Source organism: Pseudoalteromonas sp. CNAT2-18.1, from assembly GCF_022347865.1.
In the GTDB taxonomy this organism is placed as follows: domain Bacteria; phylum Pseudomonadota; class Gammaproteobacteria; order Enterobacterales; family Alteromonadaceae; genus Pseudoalteromonas; species Pseudoalteromonas ruthenica.
Genome location: NZ_JAKRFR010000011.1, coordinates 1 through 19,641, shown reverse-complemented (window position 1 = coordinate 19,641; position 19,641 = coordinate 1). Strand labels below are relative to the sequence as shown.

Here is a 19,641-nt window from a genome sequence, read left to right as displayed (position 1 = left end):
GGCATTAACAATGAGCCTTAAGCAAGCGGGCGTTGAGGGCTAACCAAGCTTGTTTTTGCGCTTGCCAGGCATCTTCTAATTCATGGTATTGCTTCATTAAAGCGGATTTTTCGCATTGTTGCAGCACCGAATCGCGCTTTGCTTCAAGTACTTGCTTTTGCACTTGGCAAAAATGCTGAAGTTTTTTCAACAGTACATCATACTCGCTTTGAAGCAAAACCAGTTTTTCCTGAGCACTTTCAATGGCTGCCAGTTTACCTTGGGTACGGCTCATTAAAGTTTGTGCTTTAGCGCGCTCAATACGCTCTACTGGAGTGCGCTTTAGCTTTTTCGCTAAGCCGACCCATGAGCAGGCGCGGATCAGCCACTTGGTCGGATCATAATGCCACCAACGAATGCCATTGCGATAGTCGCTGGCGAAAATATGGTGAAAATTATGATAGCCCTCACCATAAGTTAATAGCGCCAAGAAACCATTATCGCGGGCGGTGTTTTTTTCGGTGTATGGACGTGAACCCCAAATATGCGCCAAAGAATTAATAAAAAACGTAAAGTGTTGTGATAGTACCAGGCGTAGTAAGCCCGCAAGTAACATCATGCCTAGCACGTTACCAAAGATCAGCCCTAATAGCAGCGGCAGGCCGAGGTTCATCGCCCAGACCACCTTCATATAATGGCGGTGCTGCCACATCACTACTTTATTGCGCTGTAAGTCACGGGCGTTGTTGTAATTATTGTATTGTTCACCCTGATAATCTCTGAGCATCCAGCCGATATGGCTGTACCAGAATCCGCGCGTGGCGGCGTAGGGGTCTTTTACTGGATCGTCAACCTGGCCATGGTGTACGCGGTGATCGCTACTCCAATGCAACGCACTGTTTTGCAGTGCGAAGGCCCCGCCGAGTGCGAAAATCACTTCGATAACGGGGTGTGCTTCATAGGCTTTGTGCGCCCATAAGCGGTGATATCCAGCCGTAATTGACAGCCCGGCATAAAACATACAGGCAATAAAGGCAATCCAGTGCGCGCTTGTGTATCCGTAGGTGATTCCATACCAGGGAACTAACGTAATGGCGGCCAAAAATGACAGGCTAAAAAACAGCACATTGACCCACAAAATAGGTGGTTTTTTCATTCTATAACTATTCTATAAATAATCTCAGCGTACAACTGTACGCTAAAATAGAGGTTCAATCCTTTAGCGTCAAGTATTAGACTTAAGTTTTTAACTGCTTAGGTGGCAAAGATGGCCGGAGTTCGCGCCCAGCAAAAACTAAAAACTCGTCAAGCTCTGATAGAAGCAGCATTCAATCAGCTCAGTGCTGAACATAGCTTTTCCAACTTGAGTTTGCGTGAAGTCGCGCGCGAGGCGGGGATTGCTCCCACTTCTTTCTACCGCCACTTTAAAGATATGAATGAGCTGGGCTTAACTATGGTCGATGAGGCAGGTCTGACTCTGCGTCAGCTAATGCGTCAAGCTCGGCGACGAATAGCCAGTGGTGGCAGCGTCATTTCCACATCGGTACTGACCTTTTTGGAGTTTATCGATAATCAACCGAATCAGTTTCGACTGCTATTGCGCGAGCGCTCAGGCACCTCAAAAGCGTTTCGTGCCGCCGTGGCCCGAGAAATTAAGCATTTTATCCTCGAATTAGCGCATTATCTGGAAAGCGAGACGCGCTGTGATGCCTCGCACGCCCATATGCAAGCCGAAGCCATGGTCACCATAGTGTTCACATCTGGCGCTGAAGCGCTCGACCTAGAAGGGCAGTCGCGTGAGGAGTTAATAGAACGGTTGATTTGGCAGCTGCGTTATATCTCTCATGGCGGCAACCACTATGCACAAAAAGCGAGCAAGTAAACGCTTTTGGAAAATAAAATAACCTTGGCGCTATTTCTGTTTCCGGAGCGCCTTTTTTGTTCTCTTAATCTCTAATTTGTTATATCAATTCAGAATTGCTGCTTCTTCTGGATTTATATTTCTTTGGTTGCGGGTTTTAACCGGGTTTGTTGGAATATTTATGCTTGCCCTGCTGTTCTCTTAGTGTTAAAAAATAGCCATCTTACTAACAGCGATGCTCAATTATGCGCACCAATCAATTCATTACATTGCTCCTAAACCTGCTACTCCTTGTGAGCTTTAGCGGGGCGTGATGTATTGATTGTTAGTAATACGAAACGAACACAACCCCGCCCTCCCGAGCGGGGTTTTTTATTTCTGGCGGTAATCTTTTAGAGGACTGAGTATGCAAGACAAGGTATGGATATTTGACACCACTCTTCGCGATGGTGAGCAAGCATTGAAAGCAAGTTTGACGGAAGACGACAAACTGCAACTGGCTCATGCAATCAGTCGTCTTAACGTGGATGTGATGGAAGTTGGTTTCCCGGTGTCCAGCCCTGCTGATTTCCGTGCCGTCCAGCGTATTGCTAATGAGGTGCAAGGGCCCATTATTTGTGGCTTAGCACGAGCAGTGAGCAAAGACATTGAAGCATGCGGGGAGGCGCTTAAAGGCGCGCAGCGGGCCCGCATACATACCTTCATCGCCACCAGTCCACTGCACCTGGAACATAAGCTACGCATGACGCTCGCCGAGGCCACCGACATGGCGGTGCAAGCAATTAGCCAAGCCCGCCAATACACCGATGACGTTGAGTTTTCCTGCGAAGATGCCGGGCGCACCCCCCATGATGATTTATGTTACGTCGTTGAGCGCGCCATTGCCGCTGGCGCCAGCACCATTAATCTGCCTGACACGGTCGGCTATGTTACTCCAGATGAATACGCGGCCATGATCCGTTATCTCAAAGTGCATGTCAGCAATATTGATCAAGCGCGCTTAAGTGTGCATTGCCATAATGATTTAGGCTTAGCGGTAGCCAACTCTATTGCCGCTGTGCAAGCGGGAGCACGACAAATCGAATGCACCATTAATGGCATTGGTGAGCGCGCTGGAAATTGCTCGTTAGAGGAAGTGGCGATGATCATGAAAATGCGCCAAGACCATCTGCAAGTGCACAGCGATATTCGCAGTGAGGAGATATATCGGGCGTCGCGCCAGGTCGCTAAGATCTGCAATATGCCAGTACAGCCGAACAAGGCCATTGTCGGCGAAAACGCTTTTGCTCACAGCTCAGGTATTCACCAAGACGGTGTACTCAAGGCGCAAAATACCTATGAAATCATGTCGCCAGAGAGTGTTGGAGTGCCCAATAATCAACTGAATATGACCTCACGCTCGGGCCGCCATGTTATAGAACATCGCTTGAGTGAACTAGGTTATCAAGGCGGTGACTACGATATGGATAGCTTATACGCCAGCTTTTTGGAACTAGCCGATCAAAAAGGCACGGTATACGACTACGACCTTGAAGCCATTATTTATTTCAATCAAATCACCGATAAAGACGATTATTACCAGTTGCAGTTTGTTAATTCCGCGTCGAACTCACAATCAGTCGCCAGTTCGACCATCGGCTTGAGCATTGCTGGTGAACAGCGTCAAGAAGCGGCCACGGGTAACGGCCCGGTAGAAGCGTCTTTTGCTGCCATAGCCCGACTAACCGGCATGGCGGTGGAGGTGATTGAATACAACTTAGATGCCACCGGGCAAGGAGCTAGCTCTTTAGGCCAGGTTGACATTATTGCCCAATATCAGGGGCGTACCTATCACGGCGCGGGGCTTGCCGCCGACATCGTCGAAGCGTCGGTACGTGCCATGATCCGCGTTTACAACATTATTCATCGAGCACAGCAAGTGTCGAGCTTAAAGCAGCAACAAAGGAAAGCAGGATGAGTCAAAACAGTTACAGTATCGCCGTATTACCCGGCGATGGCATTGGTCCAGAAGTGATGGCCGCAGCAGAAATGGTATTAGCGGCCTGCAGTCGCGAATTTGGCTTTAGCCTTAACCTGCACCATCACGCCGTTGGCGGCGGCGCCATTGATGAGTTTGGTGTAGCGCTGCCGAAGCAAACGCTGGCGGCATGTGAAACCGCTGACGCAATACTGTTTGGCGCCGTAGGGGGACCAAAATGGGAAAACCTCCCTCCTGAGCAACAGCCAGAGCGGGCGTCATTATTGCCGCTACGCAAGCACTTCGGGTTATTTTGTAATTTACGCCCGGCGCAATTATTGCCTGCGCTGAGCACCTCCTCTCCGCTGCGCCAAGATATTAGCGCTCACGGCTTCGATATACTCTGTGTACGCGAGTTAACAGGGGGGATTTATTTCGGAGAGAAAGGACGCAGTGGTGAAGGGCAGCACGAAGCTGCGTTTGATACGCAAACCTATGCCCGTAGTGAAATTGAGCGTATCGCTCGGTTTGCTTTTGAAGCGGCGCGGCTGCGCCATAATCATGTTACCTCGGTGGATAAGGCCAATGTCTTGGCCACCAGTGTGTTGTGGCGAGAGGTAGTGAATGACGTAAGTAAAGACTACCCTGATGTCACGCTCGATCATATCTACATCGATAATGCCGCGATGCAGCTCGTGAAGCAGCCGAGCCAGTTTGACGTGCTGCTGTGTGACAATTTATTTGGCGATATTTTGTCCGATGAGTGCGCCATGATCACCGGCTCTATGGGGCTGTTGCCTTCGGCTAGTCTTAATCAATCCGGCTTCGGTTTATATGAACCTGCCGGCGGATCGGCGCCAGATATTGCCGGTAAAGGGGTCGCTAATCCCATTGCGCAAATACTCAGTGCGGCATTGATGTTGCGCTACTCATTAGCGCAAGACGAGGCTGCACGGCGGATTGAGAAAGCCGTAGCCGAAGCCGTAGCTGCAGGGGTTGGCACGCCAGATATCTTTCCCGATGCAGGCTATACCACGCGCGATGTAGCGGCAGCCATCGTCGAGCGCATTTAACTAGTAAAAGGATGTAGCAAGTGGCATACACGTTATACGATAAAATTTGGCAGGCTCATTGCGTCGCCAGCCTAAATGAACAAACCGACTTACTGTACATAGACCGTCATCTTGTGCATGAGGTCACCTCACCCCAAGCCTTTGCCGGATTGCGCGAGAAAAATCGCACCGTACGTTGTCCAGAAAAAACCTTCGCAACCATGGATCACAACGTCTCGACCAAATCTCGCTCTTTGGATGCCGCAAGTACTGTCTCGCGTAACCAGTTACTGGCATTGCAGGCGAATTGCGACGAATTCGGCATTAGATTGTACGACCTCAACTCCATTAATCAGGGCATTGTGCATGTGATGGGTCCCGAGCAGGGGATCACGTTGCCCGGGACCACCATTGTCTGTGGTGATAGCCATACCTCCACGCATGGTGCGTTTGGGGCGTTGGCTCACGGCATTGGCACGTCCGAGGTTGAGCACGTGCTTGCCACCCAAACATTGCAGCAAAAAAAGGCGAAGTCGTTAAAAATTCACGTTCATGGCAAACTGCGAAGCACGGCAACAGCGAAAGACTTAATTATGGCCATAATCGGCCAGTTAGGAACGGCGGGTGGCACCGGTTATGTTGCCGAGTTCTGTGGCGAGGCAATTAGCGCTTTGTCGATGGAATCGCGTATGACGCTGTGTAATATGAGCATTGAAATGGGGGCCAAAGCAGGACTTATTGCCCCCGATGAAACCACCTATGAGTATATTAAGGGGCGGCCTTTTGCCCCGCAAGGTGAAGACTTTGACAAGGCCGTTGCCTATTGGCGCACGTTGCACTCGGATGCTGGCGCGCACTTCGATAAGATCATCGACATTGATGCTCAGCAGGTGCAGCCACAAGTCACCTGGGGTACCAGTCCAGAGCAAGTGCTGGGCGTGGATGAGGTTATTCCCGATCCGGATAAAGAAACGGATTTGATAAAGGCTGATGCTATTCGCAGTGCCTTAAAGTATATGGATTTGCGACCTGGGCAAAAGATCAGTGATATCTGTGTCGATACGGTGTTTATTGGCTCATGCACCAACAGCCGCATTGAGGACTTGCGCGCGGCCGCTGCGGTGGTCGCCGGTAAGCAGGTAGCCAAAGACATAGAAGCATTAATTGTGCCCGGCTCAGGACTGGTAAAACAGCAGGCTGAGGAAGAAGGCTTGGCGGATATTTTCAAAGCCGCAGGCTTTGAATGGCGAGAGCCTGGATGCTCCATGTGTTTAGCTATGAATGATGACCGACTCGCTCCGGGCAAGCGTTGTGCGTCGACCTCCAACCGCAATTTTGAAGGACGCCAAGGGCGGGGCGGGCGCACCCACTTGGTAAGTCCGGCGATGGCCGCTGCGGCCGCAATAACTGGGCGCTTTACTGATATTTAAGGAGAGGCACAATGAGCTGTTTTCATCAGGGGCTAGTGGCTCCGTTAGATAAGAATAATGTCGACACCGACCAGATTATCCCCAAGCAATTTTTAACCTCCACCAGTCGAGATGGGTTCGATAAAGCCCTGTTTTACGATTGGCGTTACCTTGGCGATGGCCAACCCGATCCAGAGTTTGTGCTTAATTACCCGCAATACCAAGGGGCCAGTATTCTTCTTAGCCGTGATAATTTTGGTTGTGGTTCATCACGGGAGCACGCGCCCTGGGCACTGAAGCAATATGGGTTTTCGGTGATCATTGCCGAAAGCTTTGCTGATATCTTCTTTAATAACTGTGCTAATAACCAAATGTTGACTATCGCCTTGGCGAGCGCGCAGCTGGATGCCTTATTTGCACTGTGTGAGTCTGAGCAAGCACTGCATATTGAGGTGGACTTGGCGAATCAGCAGCTGCGCAGTTCACGCTTTGCACCGATTACTTTCTCGGTGCGTGCAGACGTGAAAGAGCGGTTGCTAAGTGGCCTGGATTTTATCGGTGTGACTGAGCAATACAATGCTCAAATTGATACTTTTGAGCAGCAACTAAAGGCGCAGCGACCCTGGCAGTGAGTGACCGCTAGTACTTCAACGTAAAAAGTAGGAAAGCAACAGTGAAAGCGCTATATTGGCGCTTTTACTTTACTTGGAACTCAGCATGAAATTAGCGATTACGTGTGCGGCGTTATCTGTGATAGGCGCTGTTGCCACTGGTGCGCAAGCGCGCCCTGCGCCTTTGGTCTCAATCCCTTCCCACGATGCATTTTTTAATAATATCAAAGCGCATTGTGGTAAAGCGTATCAAGGAAAGGTGACGGTTGATAACGCTGGACCAAGTAGCTTCAGCGAAGCAAAGCTGGTCATGCACGTGCGCCGTTGTACAGAGCGCGAGTTACAAGTGCCGTTTCATGTCGGTGATGATGCCTCGCGCACCTGGATTATTACTAAAACGGGCAGTGGCTTAAACTTAAAGCATGACCATCGCCATAAGGATGGCAGCGATGACGTCTCGACTATGTACGGCGGTCATACCGTGGATGCCGGTTATGCCACCATGCAGTCATTCCCGGCCGATCAGTACTCTAAAGAGTTATTTGTACAGCAAGGGATCCCGCAATCAGTGGGTAATACTTGGCAAATGTATATTTACCCAGAGCAATTTACTTATCGGCTAGTGCGCCAGGGACGAGAGTTTCGCGTTGATTTTGATTTGACCCAGCCCATTACCCCGCCAAAAGCCCCTTGGGGATATAAAGACTAATTGCGCAGGGCTACTCACAAATGAGCTCAGCAACCAAGTTGGGCTCATAACCTCGCGGGTGAGTAGGGAAGCGTTCATAGTCTTGCACACCCTGGGTAATGCGCAAAGAGAAGATGGAATCGTTACACAACTGAGCACTGTGACGTAATAAAAACACACTCTGGTTGGCGAACTGTTGGTAACCATCCTCAACCACTTCCAGACGATAGCGCTTTTTACTTAACCTAGTTTGGTAGTAATGCACTTTATTATCAAAGTCATAGAACTTTTCTTGCTCACCAATAGGCGCAGGAGTGTAGCTACATCCCCAGTTCATTGCGACCATGAAAAGCAGAAAAGCATAGCGATATGACGACATAAACAACCCTTGTTGTGTGTACTGGGAGTATCCTTTACAGTGAGTGTAACACCAAGCGGGAGGCGTGCCATGCTCAATAATTTAAAACGGTTCTTTAATTCTTTACAGTCACAGCCACAGCAAGATGACTCGCCTGATTTTAAAACCTCAGTCGCAGCGCTACTGGTTGAGGTTATGCGTGCCGATAGCGAACTACAAGAAGATGAGCGCAAAGCCATGGTTGTGCTGTTGCAGAAATACTTTGATTTAGGTGAGGAAGAAGTAAACAACTTAATCACAGCGGCCAGTCAAGACCTTGATGAAGCCATCGATTACTTCCGTTTTTCTAAGCAGATAAATGACAATACCAATGCACAGGAGCGTATTGAGATTATCGAGTTGTTATGGCGATTGGCCTATGCAGATGGTCAATTAGATAAGCATGAAGAGCATGTTATTCGCCGTGTAGCAGATTTACTCTATGTAACTCACAATGATTTTATTCAAGCAAAGTTGGCAGCGACAAATGTGCAAAGTTAACCAGTTGCAAAGGCTTGTGTCTTGGCTTATCAGCAATTAGGGCAGGCCAGTCAAGTTGTGAGTGAGCAACTGCAACAGTTACTCGCTCACAGTAATGCTATCAAAAGTTTAGAGATGAACACTCATGATGTATTGCTCGAACAGCAACAACAACAGAATTATGCATACTTTGTACAATCCGGGGTGTTAGTTGCCGCGTATCTCGATGAGCAAGGACAACAACATTATAAAGAGTTCTATTTTCAGGGTGAATTGGCCTTTATATACAGCGCCTGGATCACTCAACAGCCTGCAAACTACAGCTTAGAGGTACTCAAGCCCAGCCGCTTGTTGCGTGTGCCCCTGGCAGAGCTGGCACAGCCTCGGTGGCACTCATTAACTATGGCTTTGCTACAGCAACAAGTATTATTTAAAGAGTCTAAAGAAGCCTTCCTGTTGCTGCAAAGTCCACAGCAGCGCTACCAGTTTTTATTAACCCACCGACCACACTGGTTGGCGCAATTATCGCTTACACAAGTGGCCAAATATTTAGGGATTAGTGCCGTGAGTCTGTCGCGGATACGCGCTCGTTTAGGATTGAATTAACAAAGGTTAAGGCGGCCCCAGCCTATACTCGGCATACTCCGGCAGTGGAGGGAGTATGGATTGGTTTTGGTTATCTCAGCTACTGGTTGCTATCGCTATTGTCTGCGATTTAGTGTCGTTTCAATTACCACAAAGGCGTAGTGTCCTAATATGCCTGGTGCTATCTACGGCTCTGACCAGTGGCCATTATGTTTTATTAACTCAGTACAGCGGCGCCATCCTGATGCTGCTGGCGTCTTTGCGCTTTGCGCTCAGTATTCATTATCAACAGCGGCGGCTGATGGTGATATTTATGGCTCTGTCGATACTGACAACTTTATTTGTATGGCAGTCGCCTATTTCGCTGTGGGCTTTGGCGGGAAGTTGTATACAAACCTGCGCTGCATTTCAGCGCCGGCAATTGACGATGCGTTTACTGATGCTCTTGGGTAGTGGTTGTTGGCTAGCGTATGGCGTTGCTGCAGGCTCCCCCATGGCTGCGTTACTTGAGGGCTTGTTTGTAAGCAGCAACGTCATTGCGCTATATCGCTATCGCCGGCAGCTTTTTAGCTTTTCAACTTAGACGTTACGTCGATAAGTTGTGACGTAAGCCCGGCTATTTTCTCGCTGGTGGCGCTGTCGGTCAGCTCTCCTTGGTCGTTGACAAAGCCGTGGATACCAGCAATAGCGAGTTGATCACCAAGCACTAATGCGCCAATGCCACTGAGGATGTCACGCACGTGATTTAAGCCGCGTAGGCCACCGAGTCCGCCAGGAGACGCTGCGAATAACGCTACCACCTTGTTACGAAATGCGGGCGTCGCACCGGCTTCAGTACGTGATGCCCAGTCTATGGCGTTTTTTAATACCGCTGTGATTGAGCCATTGTATTCCGGGCTGGCAAGTAAAATAGCATCCGCTGAACGCAATTTATCTTTTAGTTGTTGCGCACTGCTTGGTACACCTTGTGCTTCAATGTCTTCATCAAACATGGGCAAGTTTAACTCCGCCAAAGAAATTACTTCGACTTCGCCGCCCTGCTGTTGCGCCAATTGTGCGGCATGATTGATCACTGCCTGATTGAAACTATTTTTACGAAGGCTGCCTGCGAGGGCGATAATTTTTGCTGTTGCCATAGTGAATATCCTAATGCTGTAAGTTGGTCTGTGTTAGTACGTACTTTAGCCAAAATCAGACTTGCAAAAAAGCGCAAAAAACGCAAAGCTTATGTGCGTATATACACAGAGAATGCAACCATGGCGATAGAATTTAACGACTGGCAGGATATCAAAGTAGCATTTGAAGTTGCCAGAAGAGGGACTCTTACCTCAGCGGCCGAAGCCTTAGGTGTACACCATAGCACAGTGCTAAGACGCATTAATCATCTCGAGCAAAGTTTGAATGCGCGATTGTTTCACCGTCATGCTCGAGGTTACTCCATGACAGAAACCGGTGCCAAACTGTTTGCAAGTGCAGAGCAAATCAACGAGCAGTTAGAGTTATTACACAACGATATTATGGCTGCAGACACGACTTTGTCTGGCTCGTTACTGCTAACAACAGTAAGCGGCTTTATCGATGTGTTGGCGCCGGTATGTGAGCAGTTTCAAACACTGCACCCCCAGGTGCAATTAGAAGTGCTGTTGGATCAAAAGCGCTTGCGCCTCGATCATGGCCAAGCACACATTGCTGTGCGTGCTGGTCCGCGCCCAGATGAGGGCGATTATATTGCCCAACACCTCAGTACTATCGAGGCAGGGTTGTACGCTCATGAACGTTATTTGGCTCGCACCGGTGAACCACAGTCCATGGCCCAGTTGCAACAGCATCATTTCATATCTGGTGTGGCCGGGTTCAATAGTCGAGTCCCTTATTTTGCTTGGGTGGATGAGCATATACCGGGTGAGCAGATCACCTTGCGGGTGTCAGAAACGTCCGATGCCAATCGGGCGATTGCCAGCGGCCTAGGGATTGGCGGGATGCAAAAAGAAGTGGCAGCTTTATACCCACAGCTAAAGCCTGTGCTTGGCAGTGAGTTAAGCTGGCACAGTGATATTTGGCTGGTGACTCACCATCAAGTGCATCGCAGTGCTAAGGTCCAAGCCTTCGCGCAATTATTGAAGCAACACTTTCGTAAATAGCAATGGCGGTGTGCTCACCTTTGAGGCATCGCTCTTTAGACATTAGCTGCGCTTTTTCCGCCGTCGCCAAGGTGGGTTTTGCAGCAACAACACACCTCCTGTGATAGCAAATAACACAGAGGCAGCTGCAAAGCTTATCAGCAGCGGGTTGTTGAAATCTTTGCGCTCTTGGTAATCCATAATGTGTAGCATCCAGAAGAAATCGAAAATGCGCCAAATAGTTGAGCGTACAGTAATAAACTGGCCACTGTGGGCGTCTAAATATAGCGTTGTTGCACACCAGTCATCGAACTCGATACGCCACACATCTTGACGGTAACCGACCTCCTGTGGCCCAGTGATAAGGCGCTCTGCGAGGCTAACCTTACCCTCACCAAGATAATGGTTATAGGCAATACGCTCAGCCTGCTCTTGGTTAAGAGCCGCAGCTAGCTGACCCGTTTGGGCGTGAAAAACATGCTCTTGCTTGCCCTCTGCCGCGATAATGATTGGTTGATTGAGGCGGTGAGTAAATTGTAGCTGCCTCAGTGAGGGCATCTGCATGCGAATGTTATCCAAGGAGGCGGTATAGTCGCTACTGGAAAAGGGGTTCTCTAGCGTGCGCTTTGCCAAATGCTTACCATGTACCTTGTCGAGCGGTAGTGCGCTCATCACAAGGCCACCCATGAGCCAAGCAAATAATTGCAACACAAGTGCGTATCCAGCCCATTTGTGTAATGTTCGGCTGTGCTTGAAAAGACGTTTATTCATATTGTTGTTGTCTTTGTGGCAGGTGTAACTCAGTTTACGCTCTTGTTATTGGCGGTCAATGTGACACAATGACGCAGTTAATAACTAGTGCGTGGATAATAGGAACGGTGCATGGCAGATATTCAATTTCTTAATGTGGATCTTGAGCTGGAGTCACAACATGATATTAGCGCGCTAGTCGCTGATTTAGACAAAAGCGCCATTGTTTTGCACTACGACAAAGACGAAACACGCCAGCTCGCGCGTATTGAGGCTAACGTCGATAGCCCGAGCCCAGATAAAGCCATCAATGAATTGTGCGAGCTGATTGAGTCATGTTCTAAAGCCGGACTTAAACAATGGCTGAGCTGCTCGCGTCGTACGTTTGATTTGGGCTTTAGTTCTGGTCACTCGCCTAAATGTTTTAATGAAGCCATTAGCGCCGACACTTTACTTCGTATTTCTGCTATTGGTGCAGGTATTGAGATTACGCTGTACGGCTTAGAACAAGATTAAAGTTATTTAAATTGTAAAAAGGCGCCAATTGGCGCCTTTTTAGTTGTGAACGACTATTGCCAAATCAGGGCTGCAAACTCGGGATGATCGATATAAGGGTTACGATTGCCTTGATGGCTGTAAGCGCCGTTATTGCGGTCTATTTCTGCTTGAGAGACTGGGTCTTGCTGATGCCATTGCAATAACATCGTCAGTGCCCATGAGCTGAATACTTGATTGCTGCTGCCATCAAGCACGGCACTGCCATAAGTCGAATTGTTCTTCCAACCGGCAATACGGTCTTGATAGCGTGTTGCCATGTAAAAGTGGGCACGTGCAAAGTCGCCCTTGAATTCATCAATTGGCTCAAACACCGTGCCACTGTAACCTAAGCCACTGCGCGCGGCGCCTAATTTTGAACCATTGCTGGAAGTGTAGCTAGCATTGCCGACCTCGCCAAAAGGATAACTTCCACGTTTGGCATTTACATAGCCGTCAGATGCGAAAATATGGTGCACGTCTGAGTTCATAGGCTCAACCTTGCCACCGAACCAGCTCTTTGGAAAGCTATGCTCGCGGTTGTAGCAATCACCCTCTCGACTGTAGCTGCCACATTGGTCGTTGATGCTAATGAAGCTGTGTGAGTCAGTGCTCGAAGGACGCTCTGAGTAGCGATCGAGAATACTGTTGTCATTCTCATAATAGCTGTCTCGAGCGTACTGATCATAGAAACCCCAAATAGCACCATAACCCTGATTGGCATGGTTACTGATGAGGTTATGTAGTTCTGTTTTTAAGGCATATCCGCTTAACCCTGAAGCTGAGCTATAGTATCCGTCGACTGGAGGGGGCTCTACTGGGTCGCTGTCGCCAAGGGTAAAAGATGTGGCTTGCGAATAGGTGAATTGCCCGCCACTGGCTAGTACGGTGCTGCCATTGCTTACTTCGTAAGAGCCAGAGCCTTGTCCACAACACATCCCATCGCCATAGCTATCAAAAATGGTGAAGGTATAGTCACCATCGGCCAAGCACATGTCTTCACTGTATTCTTGGTTAGATTGGTAGCCATTGCCATTAGCGACGTTGCCCCCTTGTTGGCTTAGCTCCCAGCTCGTCTCACTGCCATAGTTATCGGTGTGCAGAGTTAAGGTGACAGTGTGCTCACTGCAAGAGCCTGTTGGTGGTTCACTGTGGCCGTTGCTCGGAGTAAATTCGTCGATATAAACCAATTCACTGCCATCAAAGCCACTGACATCATAAAAGCGTAAGCCAACTTCTATCTGACCACTGCTAGTAGCAGTATAGGTATAACTTAATTGTTGCCATTGATTTGTTTGTGCTGGATTAGAGTAGTTTTGATAGCCATCAACGTACAGCCGTGCACGCACGTTGCCTTCGGTATGTTTAACCCAAACGGCAAATTGATATTGCTGACCGGCACTTACGTCAATGCTTTGTCGTAGATCTGTACTGCTTTGTGAGCCAGTGGTTACGCGCACCTTCGCGCCATAGCTGCCAGCATATATATTGGCAGATTCTTGACTCACTTCAATACCAATATCGATCGTGCTCCACCCGGAAGGAACATTCGCGTTCCAAGCCTCAAACCCACCATTGTCCAATACCTGAGCTTGAGCAGCGAAACTAGCCGTTGACAGTAGCGTGAGCGCCACGATGTTGTGTGAAAAATTTCTCATTGTTATACCTGTTGATTCTTTTGGTTATAAATTGTGCCGAAGGAGTATTACCCCAAAGTGACACAGGGTAACTATAGTCGCTGATCCGTTAAATTGTTTTTGTTGGATAAATTCTAATTTCATAACCAAATGGAATAACAAAGCAGATTCTATTCTTTTTTCCAAGCGTCGCTCATAGGTATGCTTCACGCTAACAAAAACCCAAAAAAGTGACTTGGGTTGCCAACGTAGTACGAATTTAATCAGCCACCGCAAACTTAAATGGTGGCGTTTTTCATGGGTCAGAGGAATTAAAATGTTGTTAAACCAGCTGCATGCGGCTGCAAGCCCGCTTACACCTGAACAGGTGCAGAAGCTCCAAGGTTTGGTGGCTGAACTTAATCCAATTCAGCAGGCGTGGGTCAGTGGTTATCTCGCTGCCAATGCAAATACTGCAGCCTTGGCTGGTGGAGCTGTGAGTGCGCCCGCTGCCACTGAGGCTGCTGCTTTAACGATCCTTTACGGGTCACAAACGGGTAACGCGAAAGCTGTGGCCACACAACTTAAAGAGCAAGCCCAAAGTAGAGGGTTAGCCGCGAAACTAGTTAGTATGGCGGACTACAAGCCTACAGCATTAAAGAAAGAAAAATTTATTAGCATCGTGGTTTCTACTTATGGTGAAGGCGAGCCGCCAGAAGATGCTGAGGCCTTACATGAATTTTTAACCACCAAAAAAGCGCCAAAGCTTGATGACGTTAAAATTGCGGTGCTTGGGTTAGGCGACTCAAGCTATGAGTTCTTCTGTCAAACGGCGAAAGATTTTGAAGAGCGCTTAGTTAAGCTCGGGGCGCAAAGCATTTACCAACGCGCTGATCTAGATGTTGACTATGAAGATCAAAGCGAGACCTGGATTGCTGGAGCCCTAGATGCATTTGAGCCTGAGCTGAAAGCGCAACAAGGCGGCGAGGCAAATGTGGTAAGCATGCCATTTGGCGCTGCGAGCCCAGCGGCAAGTCAGTACAACAAGAAAAACCCCTTTGCAGCTGAACTACTGACGGTGCAGAAAATTACCGGCCGTGACTCGACTAAAGATGTTCGTCATATTGAGATTTCACTGGAGGGGTCAGATATCACCTACACTCCAGGTGATTCATTAGGTGTGTACTTCTTAAATGAGCAAAGCAAGGTCGACAAGGTATTGTCACTCTTGCAGCTGGATGGTGCTACGCAAATAACGCTCGGTGATGAGAGTCTCAGCCTACGTGATGCGTTAATAGAGAAGTTAGAGCTCACTCAGTCTTACCCAGGGTTTGTGGAAAAGTACGCCTTAGCTACTAACACACCAGAGCTATTAGCCCTTATCGAAGATAAAGCGGCGATGCGTGAATACATTGAAGCGCGACAAACGTTTGATGTGATTTTCCAGCATCCGGCACAAATTGGTGCTCAAGAGTTGGTTGATTGCTTGCGCAAGGTGCAGCCGCGTTTGTATTCCATTGCCTCGAGCCAAAGCGAGGTTGAGGACGAAGTACACCTTACCGTTGGTGTCGTTGAGTTTGACGCCTTTGGCGAGAGCCACCTAGGCGGCTGTTCAGGTTACTTATGTCGTGTTGCAGAAGAAGGCAGTGAAGTTCGCGTATTCACTGAGCACAATGATAACTTCCGTTTGCCAAGCGATGATAACACGCCAGTCATCATGATTGGCCCAGGAACCGGCATTGCGCCATTTAGAGCGTTTTTACAAGAGCGTGAAGCCCGTGACGCACAGGGCAAAAACTGGCTCTTCTTTGGTAACCCACACTTTACGCAAGACTTTCTGTATCAAACCGAAATTCAGGGTTATTTAAAATCGGGTTTACTCACTAACATTGATGTTGCCTGGAGTCGCGATCAGGCTGAAAAAGTGTATGTCCAAGATCGTCTGCGTGAGCAAGGTGAACAACTCTTCGCATGGCTAGAGCAGGGAGCTCACCTGTATGTGTGTGGTGATGCGAACCGTATGGCCAAAGATGTTCATCAAGCTTTAATTGATGTCGTGAAAACTTATGGCAACAAAGACGACGAAAGTGCTGAGCAGTACATTAAAGATTTACGCAGCGCCAACCGTTACCAAAAAGATGTTTATTAAGCGCACTCCGTCAGCGCAAATAATGTAGGAATTGATATGAGCGACTACAAGCCAAATAGCAAGCATGACCCCGAGGCGAAGTTTGCTGACAACGAGCGTCTTAAAACGCAAAGTAACTTTTTGCGTGGCACCATTGAAACTGATCTTAAGGATCAGATCACCGGTGGTTTTAACGCTGATAACTTCCAGTTGATCCGTTTTCACGGCATGTACCAGCAGGATGATCGCGATATTCGCCCAGAGCGGGCAAAACAAAAGCTAGAACCATTGCACAACGTGATGCTACGGGCGCGGATGCCAGGCGGTATTATCAAGCCACAACAGTGGTTGGCCATCGACAAATTTGCTGATGAAAAAACTATGTACGGCAGTATCCGTTTGACGACGCGGCAGACCTTCCAGTTTCACGGCGTGCTCAAACCTAACATCAAAGATATGCACCAGATGCTCAACAGTGTCGGTATCGATTCTATCGCTACTGCGGGTGATGTGAACCGTAATGTGTTGTGTACCACAAACCCAGTAGAGTCTGAGTTACATCAAGAGGCTTATCAGTGGGCTGCGAAGATTTCTGAGCATTTGTTGCCGAAGACCCGAGCATACGCGGAAATTTGGCTTAATGGTGAAAAGTCAGAGAGTACAGATGAAGAGCCTATTTTGGGGTCTACTTATTTGCCGCGTAAGTTTAAGACGACGGTCACTATTCCACCGAATAATGAAGTGGATGTACATGCCAATGATTTGAACTTTGTAGCGATTGCTGAAAATGGCAAGCTTATTGGTTTCAACGTACTTGTGGGCGGTGGCTTAGCCATGACTCATGGTGATGTGAATACCTATCCGCGTAAAGCAGACGACTTTGGTTTTGTGCCTTTAGAACACACCTTAGCGATTGCTGAGCATGTGGTATCAGTACAACGTGACTGGGGTAACCGCGTAAATCGTAAAAACGCGAAAACGAAATATACCTTAGACACCTTTGGTAGCGATGCCTTTAAAGCGGAAGTTGAAAAGCGCGCTGGCGTCAAGTTTGAACCAAGTCGTGACTATGAGTTTACTCATCGTGGTGACCGTTTTGGTTGGGTTGAGGGCATCGATGGTAAACACCATCTTACTTTGTTTATTCAAAATGGCCGTATCCTAGATTTTCCTGGTAAGCCTTTAAAAACAGGATGCCGAAAAATTGCTGAAATCCACCAAGGTGATTTCCGCATGACTGCAAACCAGAACCTTATCATCGCCGGTGTGCCTGCACAGCAAAAGGCCACAATAGAACAGCTGGCGCGCGAGCATGGCCTGATAGATGACGGCGATAGTGAGCAGCGCAAAGCGTCTATGGCGTGTGTGTCATTGCCCACATGTCCGTTGGCGATGGCAGAAGCTGAACGTTATTTACCGAGTTTAATCGAAAAAACGGAAGCCTTACTAGCCAAGCACAATGTTGCCGATGAGCACATTATTTTGCGCGTGGTTGGTTGTCCTAATGGTTGTGGTCGAGCCATGCTCGCCGAGGCTGGTTTAGTGGGTAAAGGGCCGGGTAAGTATAACTTTTATCTCGGGGGCAACCGAGAAGGAACACGTATTCCTAAGTTGTATCTCGAAAATGTCGGCGAGGAGACTTACTTAGAAGCCCTAGACGAGCTAATCGGTCGTTGGGCCAATGAACGCGAGCAAGACGAAGGGTTTGGTGATTTTGTTATTCGCCAAGGCATCGTTACTGAAGTCAAAGTATCAAAGACAGATTTCCACGCATAACTAAGTGCGGGAATGAGGACAAGTCATGAGTGATTTTAAGCACATTTTAACGCTTGAAAAAGAGCAGCAACAGAGCTTGCTAACCGATATAAACGGAATACTTGCGGACAAAACCCCAGAGCAACGTGTTGCATGGGCGCTGGATAACTTGCCAAGCACACCCATGCTGTCCTCCAGCTTTGGTATTCAAGCGGCGGTGATGCTGCATATGCTAACGGCGCAAAAGCACGACATTCCCGTAGTGCTGACTGATACAGGGTACTTATTTCCAGAAACCTACCAGTTTATAGAGCAGATGACTGAGCGCTTACAGCTTAATCTAAAAGTCTATAAAGCAGCTATCAGTCCCGCTTGGCAAGAAGCTAAGTATGGGAAGTTGTGGGAGCAGGGAGAGGCTGGCATTAAGCTTTATAACCAAATCAATAAAGTTGAGCCCATGACCAGAGCATTGAACGAGCTGGAAGTAGGTACTTGGTTCAGTGGCTTACGTCGTCAGCAGTCGAGCACTCGCCAGGACAAAAATGTGGTTGAAATTAGTCGCGGTACGGTCAAGGTTTATCCTATATTGGAGTGGACGAACCGTGATGTATACCAGTATCTAACTAAACATGATCTGCCGTATCACCCTTTGTGGGAGCAAGGCTATGTTTCGATGGGGGATGTGCATACTACTCGTAAACTGGAGCCGGGCATGAGCGAAGAGGAAACGCGCTTCTTTGGCCTTAATCGAGAATGTGGTTTGCATATAGATGGTGATGGAATATAAAAAAAGAGGGCTTAAGCCCTCTTTTTTTATGCGTTGCCTTCTTGCTTTTGCTTCGCTTCTCTAACTTTCAGAGTCCGTTCTTGGTACTCATTGTCATTCAGTTTATCAATTATCTTATCCGCATCTTTCAATGCGACTTCGACAAAACCAAAACCTCGGCGCTTGCCTGTGTGTTTATCTTTGAGTAATCGAACACTGAAAACAGTGCCATGTTGTTCAAATAACTCCTTAACCATATGCTCGTTTGCACGGTAGGGTAAGTTACCAACATAGAGTGTTTTCGTATCGGTTACATCGGCATCTACCGCATCATGCTGCGGTGACTGGTTGAAAGCTAAGGGAGCGAAACCCGCCAATATAGCGCCTAGCGCAAATGTAACGGCTGGTGAAAGCTGCAACTGAGGAACTGCAAATTGCAGTATAAGAAAACCCAGAACAGCGATAGAAACTGAGATTATAATTGCTTTTAAATTAGGTGACGTCATTGTGATCTACCAAATATACATAGAATAAACATAAAATTAACAAAATGCAGTGTGTTATCTTAACGACATTACAACACATAGCAACAAGTAAAGCGGGAAACTTCGGGTTTTATTGCTCAAGCTCAGTATAGATGTATTAAAAATGAGCAAAAAACACATTTTTGTTGCTAAATTGAGCGATCAGAAAAGATCTTTAAAAAAAGTGTTGATCTCATTTTCGATCTCCCTATAATGCGCATCCACCGACACGGCGGACTGCTTACAAACAAGCACTTCAATGAGTCAGGTGAGTCAAATAAAACTTAGTTTAAAGCGAATTAAAAAAACTTAAAATTAAGTGTTGACACAAAATCAGGAAAGCGTAGAATGCGCAGCCCTGAACGGGAGCAAAGCTTCCGAGGCGAAAGCCTAAAACGTTCTTTAAAAATATGAAGCAATCATCTGTGT

20 protein-coding genes are annotated in these 19,641 nt (G+C 47.9%); 14 read left to right on the top strand and 6 right to left on the bottom strand.

The window, feature by feature from the left end; all coding sequences use genetic code 11:
* Positions 1 to 4 precede the first annotated feature (4 nt).
* Positions 5 to 1,135: a fatty acid desaturase gene (locus tag MHM94_RS18085; RefSeq protein WP_235420153.1), complete on the bottom strand. Its 1,131-nt coding sequence runs from the start codon at positions 1,133 to 1,135 to the stop codon at positions 5 to 7.
* Between the two features lie 111 nt (positions 1,136 to 1,246).
* Here MHM94_RS18085 and fabR point away from each other — a divergent pair, with 111 nt between their 5' ends.
* The 6 genes from fabR (at position 1,247) to MHM94_RS18055 (ending at position 7,578) form a co-directional block, all read left to right on the top strand.
* Positions 1,247 to 1,861: an HTH-type transcriptional repressor FabR gene (fabR, locus tag MHM94_RS18080; protein ID WP_022945939.1), complete on the top strand. Its 615-nt coding sequence runs from the start codon at positions 1,247 to 1,249 to the stop codon at positions 1,859 to 1,861.
* Between the two features lie 385 nt (positions 1,862 to 2,246).
* Positions 2,247 to 3,797 carry a 2-isopropylmalate synthase gene (gene leuA, locus MHM94_RS18075; RefSeq protein WP_151173332.1) on the top strand — a complete coding sequence of 517 codons (1,551 nt, stop codon included), beginning with the start codon at positions 2,247 to 2,249 and terminating at the stop codon, positions 3,795 to 3,797.
* Entirely contained in the window at positions 3,794 to 4,870 is a 1,077-nt protein-coding gene (gene leuB / locus MHM94_RS18070; RefSeq protein ID WP_235420154.1) for a 3-isopropylmalate dehydrogenase, read from the top strand. Before leuA ends, leuB begins: the two co-directional genes overlap by 4 nt.
* A 20-nt stretch (positions 4,871 to 4,890) precedes the next feature.
* Positions 4,891 to 6,279, top strand: coding sequence for a 3-isopropylmalate dehydratase large subunit (gene leuC, locus MHM94_RS18065; RefSeq protein WP_235420155.1), 1,389 nt, complete (start codon positions 4,891 to 4,893; stop codon positions 6,277 to 6,279).
* Between the two features lie 11 nt (positions 6,280 to 6,290).
* Entirely contained in the window at positions 6,291 to 6,890 is a 600-nt protein-coding gene (gene leuD, locus MHM94_RS18060) for a 3-isopropylmalate dehydratase small subunit (RefSeq protein ID WP_235420156.1), read from the top strand.
* A gap of 85 nt (positions 6,891 to 6,975) precedes the next feature.
* Positions 6,976 to 7,578, top strand: coding sequence for a hypothetical protein (locus MHM94_RS18055; protein WP_235420158.1), 603 nt, complete (start codon positions 6,976 to 6,978; stop codon positions 7,576 to 7,578).
* Between the two features lie 10 nt (positions 7,579 to 7,588).
* Here the strand turns inward: MHM94_RS18055 and MHM94_RS18050 are convergent, their stop codons facing one another.
* Positions 7,589 to 7,936 (bottom strand): hypothetical protein, encoded by a 348-nt coding sequence (locus MHM94_RS18050; RefSeq protein WP_235420160.1) that lies wholly within the window; start codon positions 7,934 to 7,936, stop codon positions 7,589 to 7,591.
* A 69-nt stretch (positions 7,937 to 8,005) separates the two neighbouring features.
* Here MHM94_RS18050 and MHM94_RS18045 point away from each other — a divergent pair, with 69 nt between their 5' ends.
* The 3 genes from MHM94_RS18045 to MHM94_RS18035 are packed head-to-tail and all read left to right on the top strand — an operon-like array spanning position 8,006 to position 9,602.
* The gene (locus MHM94_RS18045; protein ID WP_022946123.1) at positions 8,006 to 8,455 is read left to right on the top strand and encodes a TerB family tellurite resistance protein; all 450 of its coding nucleotides are present in this window, start codon (positions 8,006 to 8,008) and stop codon (positions 8,453 to 8,455) included.
* Between the two features lie 21 nt (positions 8,456 to 8,476).
* Positions 8,477 to 9,040, top strand: coding sequence for a Crp/Fnr family transcriptional regulator (locus tag MHM94_RS18040; RefSeq protein WP_235420161.1), 564 nt, complete (start codon positions 8,477 to 8,479; stop codon positions 9,038 to 9,040).
* Positions 9,041 to 9,095: 55 nt separating this feature from the next.
* Positions 9,096 to 9,602 (top strand): YgjV family protein, encoded by a 507-nt coding sequence (locus tag MHM94_RS18035; protein ID WP_130147991.1) that lies wholly within the window; start codon positions 9,096 to 9,098, stop codon positions 9,600 to 9,602.
* Here the strand turns inward: MHM94_RS18035 and MHM94_RS18030 are convergent.
* Positions 9,586 to 10,155, bottom strand: a complete 570-nt coding sequence (locus MHM94_RS18030; RefSeq protein WP_022946126.1) for an NAD(P)H-dependent oxidoreductase — start codon at positions 10,153 to 10,155, stop codon at positions 9,586 to 9,588. The genes MHM94_RS18035 and MHM94_RS18030 overlap by 17 nt on opposite strands.
* Positions 10,156 to 10,275: 120 nt before the next feature.
* On the opposite strand from MHM94_RS18030, the gene MHM94_RS18025 reads away from it, so the two are divergent.
* Positions 10,276 to 11,160, top strand: coding sequence for a LysR family transcriptional regulator (locus MHM94_RS18025; protein ID WP_026111280.1), 885 nt, complete (start codon positions 10,276 to 10,278; stop codon positions 11,158 to 11,160).
* Positions 11,161 to 11,202: 42 nt separating this feature from the next.
* Here the strand turns inward: MHM94_RS18025 and MHM94_RS18020 are convergent, their stop codons facing one another.
* On the bottom strand, positions 11,203 to 11,910 hold the full coding sequence (locus tag MHM94_RS18020; RefSeq protein ID WP_235420162.1) for a hypothetical protein: 708 nt from the start codon (positions 11,908 to 11,910) through the stop codon (positions 11,203 to 11,205).
* 111 nt (positions 11,911 to 12,021) lie between these two features.
* On the opposite strand from MHM94_RS18020, the gene MHM94_RS18015 reads away from it, so the two are divergent.
* Entirely contained in the window at positions 12,022 to 12,405 is a 384-nt protein-coding gene (locus MHM94_RS18015; RefSeq protein WP_022946129.1) for a hypothetical protein, read from the top strand.
* A 53-nt stretch (positions 12,406 to 12,458) separates the two neighbouring features.
* Here the strand turns inward: MHM94_RS18015 and MHM94_RS18010 are convergent, their stop codons facing one another.
* Positions 12,459 to 14,081: an endonuclease gene (locus tag MHM94_RS18010; RefSeq protein ID WP_235420163.1), complete on the bottom strand. Its 1,623-nt coding sequence runs from the start codon at positions 14,079 to 14,081 to the stop codon at positions 12,459 to 12,461.
* A 295-nt stretch (positions 14,082 to 14,376) separates the two neighbouring features.
* On the opposite strand from MHM94_RS18010, the gene MHM94_RS18005 reads away from it, so the two are divergent.
* The 3 genes from MHM94_RS18005 to MHM94_RS17995 are packed head-to-tail and all read left to right on the top strand — an operon-like array spanning position 14,377 to position 18,709.
* Positions 14,377 to 16,188 carry an assimilatory sulfite reductase (NADPH) flavoprotein subunit gene (locus MHM94_RS18005; protein ID WP_235420164.1) on the top strand — a complete coding sequence of 604 codons (1,812 nt, stop codon included), beginning with the start codon at positions 14,377 to 14,379 and terminating at the stop codon, positions 16,186 to 16,188.
* Positions 16,189 to 16,224: 36 nt separating this feature from the next.
* Positions 16,225 to 17,943, top strand: a complete 1,719-nt coding sequence (cysI, locus tag MHM94_RS18000; protein ID WP_022946132.1) for an assimilatory sulfite reductase (NADPH) hemoprotein subunit — start codon at positions 16,225 to 16,227, stop codon at positions 17,941 to 17,943.
* Positions 17,944 to 17,968: 25 nt separating this feature from the next.
* Entirely contained in the window at positions 17,969 to 18,709 is a 741-nt protein-coding gene (locus tag MHM94_RS17995; protein ID WP_045979512.1) for a phosphoadenylyl-sulfate reductase, read from the top strand.
* A gap of 26 nt (positions 18,710 to 18,735) precedes the next feature.
* On the opposite strand, the gene MHM94_RS17990 is transcribed toward MHM94_RS17995, so the two are convergent.
* The gene (locus tag MHM94_RS17990) at positions 18,736 to 19,194 is read right to left on the bottom strand and encodes an RNA-binding protein (protein ID WP_045979511.1); all 459 of its coding nucleotides are present in this window, start codon (positions 19,192 to 19,194) and stop codon (positions 18,736 to 18,738) included.
* Positions 19,195 to 19,641: the final 447 nt, after the last annotated feature.

Coding starts and splice junctions, on each gene's coding strand:
- MHM94_RS18085 (WP_235420153.1), bottom strand. CDS start 1,135: ATGAAAAAACCACCTATTTTGTGGGTCAATGTGCTGTTTTTTAGCCTG.
- fabR (WP_022945939.1), top strand. CDS start 1,247: ATGGCCGGAGTTCGCGCCCAGCAAAAACTAAAAACTCGTCAAGCTCTG.
- leuA (WP_151173332.1), top strand. CDS start 2,247: ATGCAAGACAAGGTATGGATATTTGACACCACTCTTCGCGATGGTGAG.
- leuB (WP_235420154.1), top strand. CDS start 3,794: ATGAGTCAAAACAGTTACAGTATCGCCGTATTACCCGGCGATGGCATT.
- leuD (WP_235420156.1), top strand. CDS start 6,291: ATGAGCTGTTTTCATCAGGGGCTAGTGGCTCCGTTAGATAAGAATAAT.
- MHM94_RS18055 (WP_235420158.1), top strand. CDS start 6,976: ATGAAATTAGCGATTACGTGTGCGGCGTTATCTGTGATAGGCGCTGTT.
- MHM94_RS18050 (WP_235420160.1), bottom strand. CDS start 7,936: ATGTCGTCATATCGCTATGCTTTTCTGCTTTTCATGGTCGCAATGAAC.
- MHM94_RS18045 (WP_022946123.1), top strand. CDS start 8,006: ATGCTCAATAATTTAAAACGGTTCTTTAATTCTTTACAGTCACAGCCA.
- MHM94_RS18035 (WP_130147991.1), top strand. CDS start 9,096: ATGGATTGGTTTTGGTTATCTCAGCTACTGGTTGCTATCGCTATTGTC.
- MHM94_RS18030 (WP_022946126.1), bottom strand. CDS start 10,155: ATGGCAACAGCAAAAATTATCGCCCTCGCAGGCAGCCTTCGTAAAAAT.
- MHM94_RS18025 (WP_026111280.1), top strand. CDS start 10,276: ATGGCGATAGAATTTAACGACTGGCAGGATATCAAAGTAGCATTTGAA.
- MHM94_RS18020 (WP_235420162.1), bottom strand. CDS start 11,910: ATGAATAAACGTCTTTTCAAGCACAGCCGAACATTACACAAATGGGCT.
- MHM94_RS18015 (WP_022946129.1), top strand. CDS start 12,022: ATGGCAGATATTCAATTTCTTAATGTGGATCTTGAGCTGGAGTCACAA.
- MHM94_RS18010 (WP_235420163.1), bottom strand. CDS start 14,081: ATGAGAAATTTTTCACACAACATCGTGGCGCTCACGCTACTGTCAACG.
- MHM94_RS18005 (WP_235420164.1), top strand. CDS start 14,377: ATGTTGTTAAACCAGCTGCATGCGGCTGCAAGCCCGCTTACACCTGAA.
- cysI (WP_022946132.1), top strand. CDS start 16,225: ATGAGCGACTACAAGCCAAATAGCAAGCATGACCCCGAGGCGAAGTTT.
- MHM94_RS17995 (WP_045979512.1), top strand. CDS start 17,969: ATGAGTGATTTTAAGCACATTTTAACGCTTGAAAAAGAGCAGCAACAG.
- MHM94_RS17990 (WP_045979511.1), bottom strand. CDS start 19,194: ATGACGTCACCTAATTTAAAAGCAATTATAATCTCAGTTTCTATCGCT.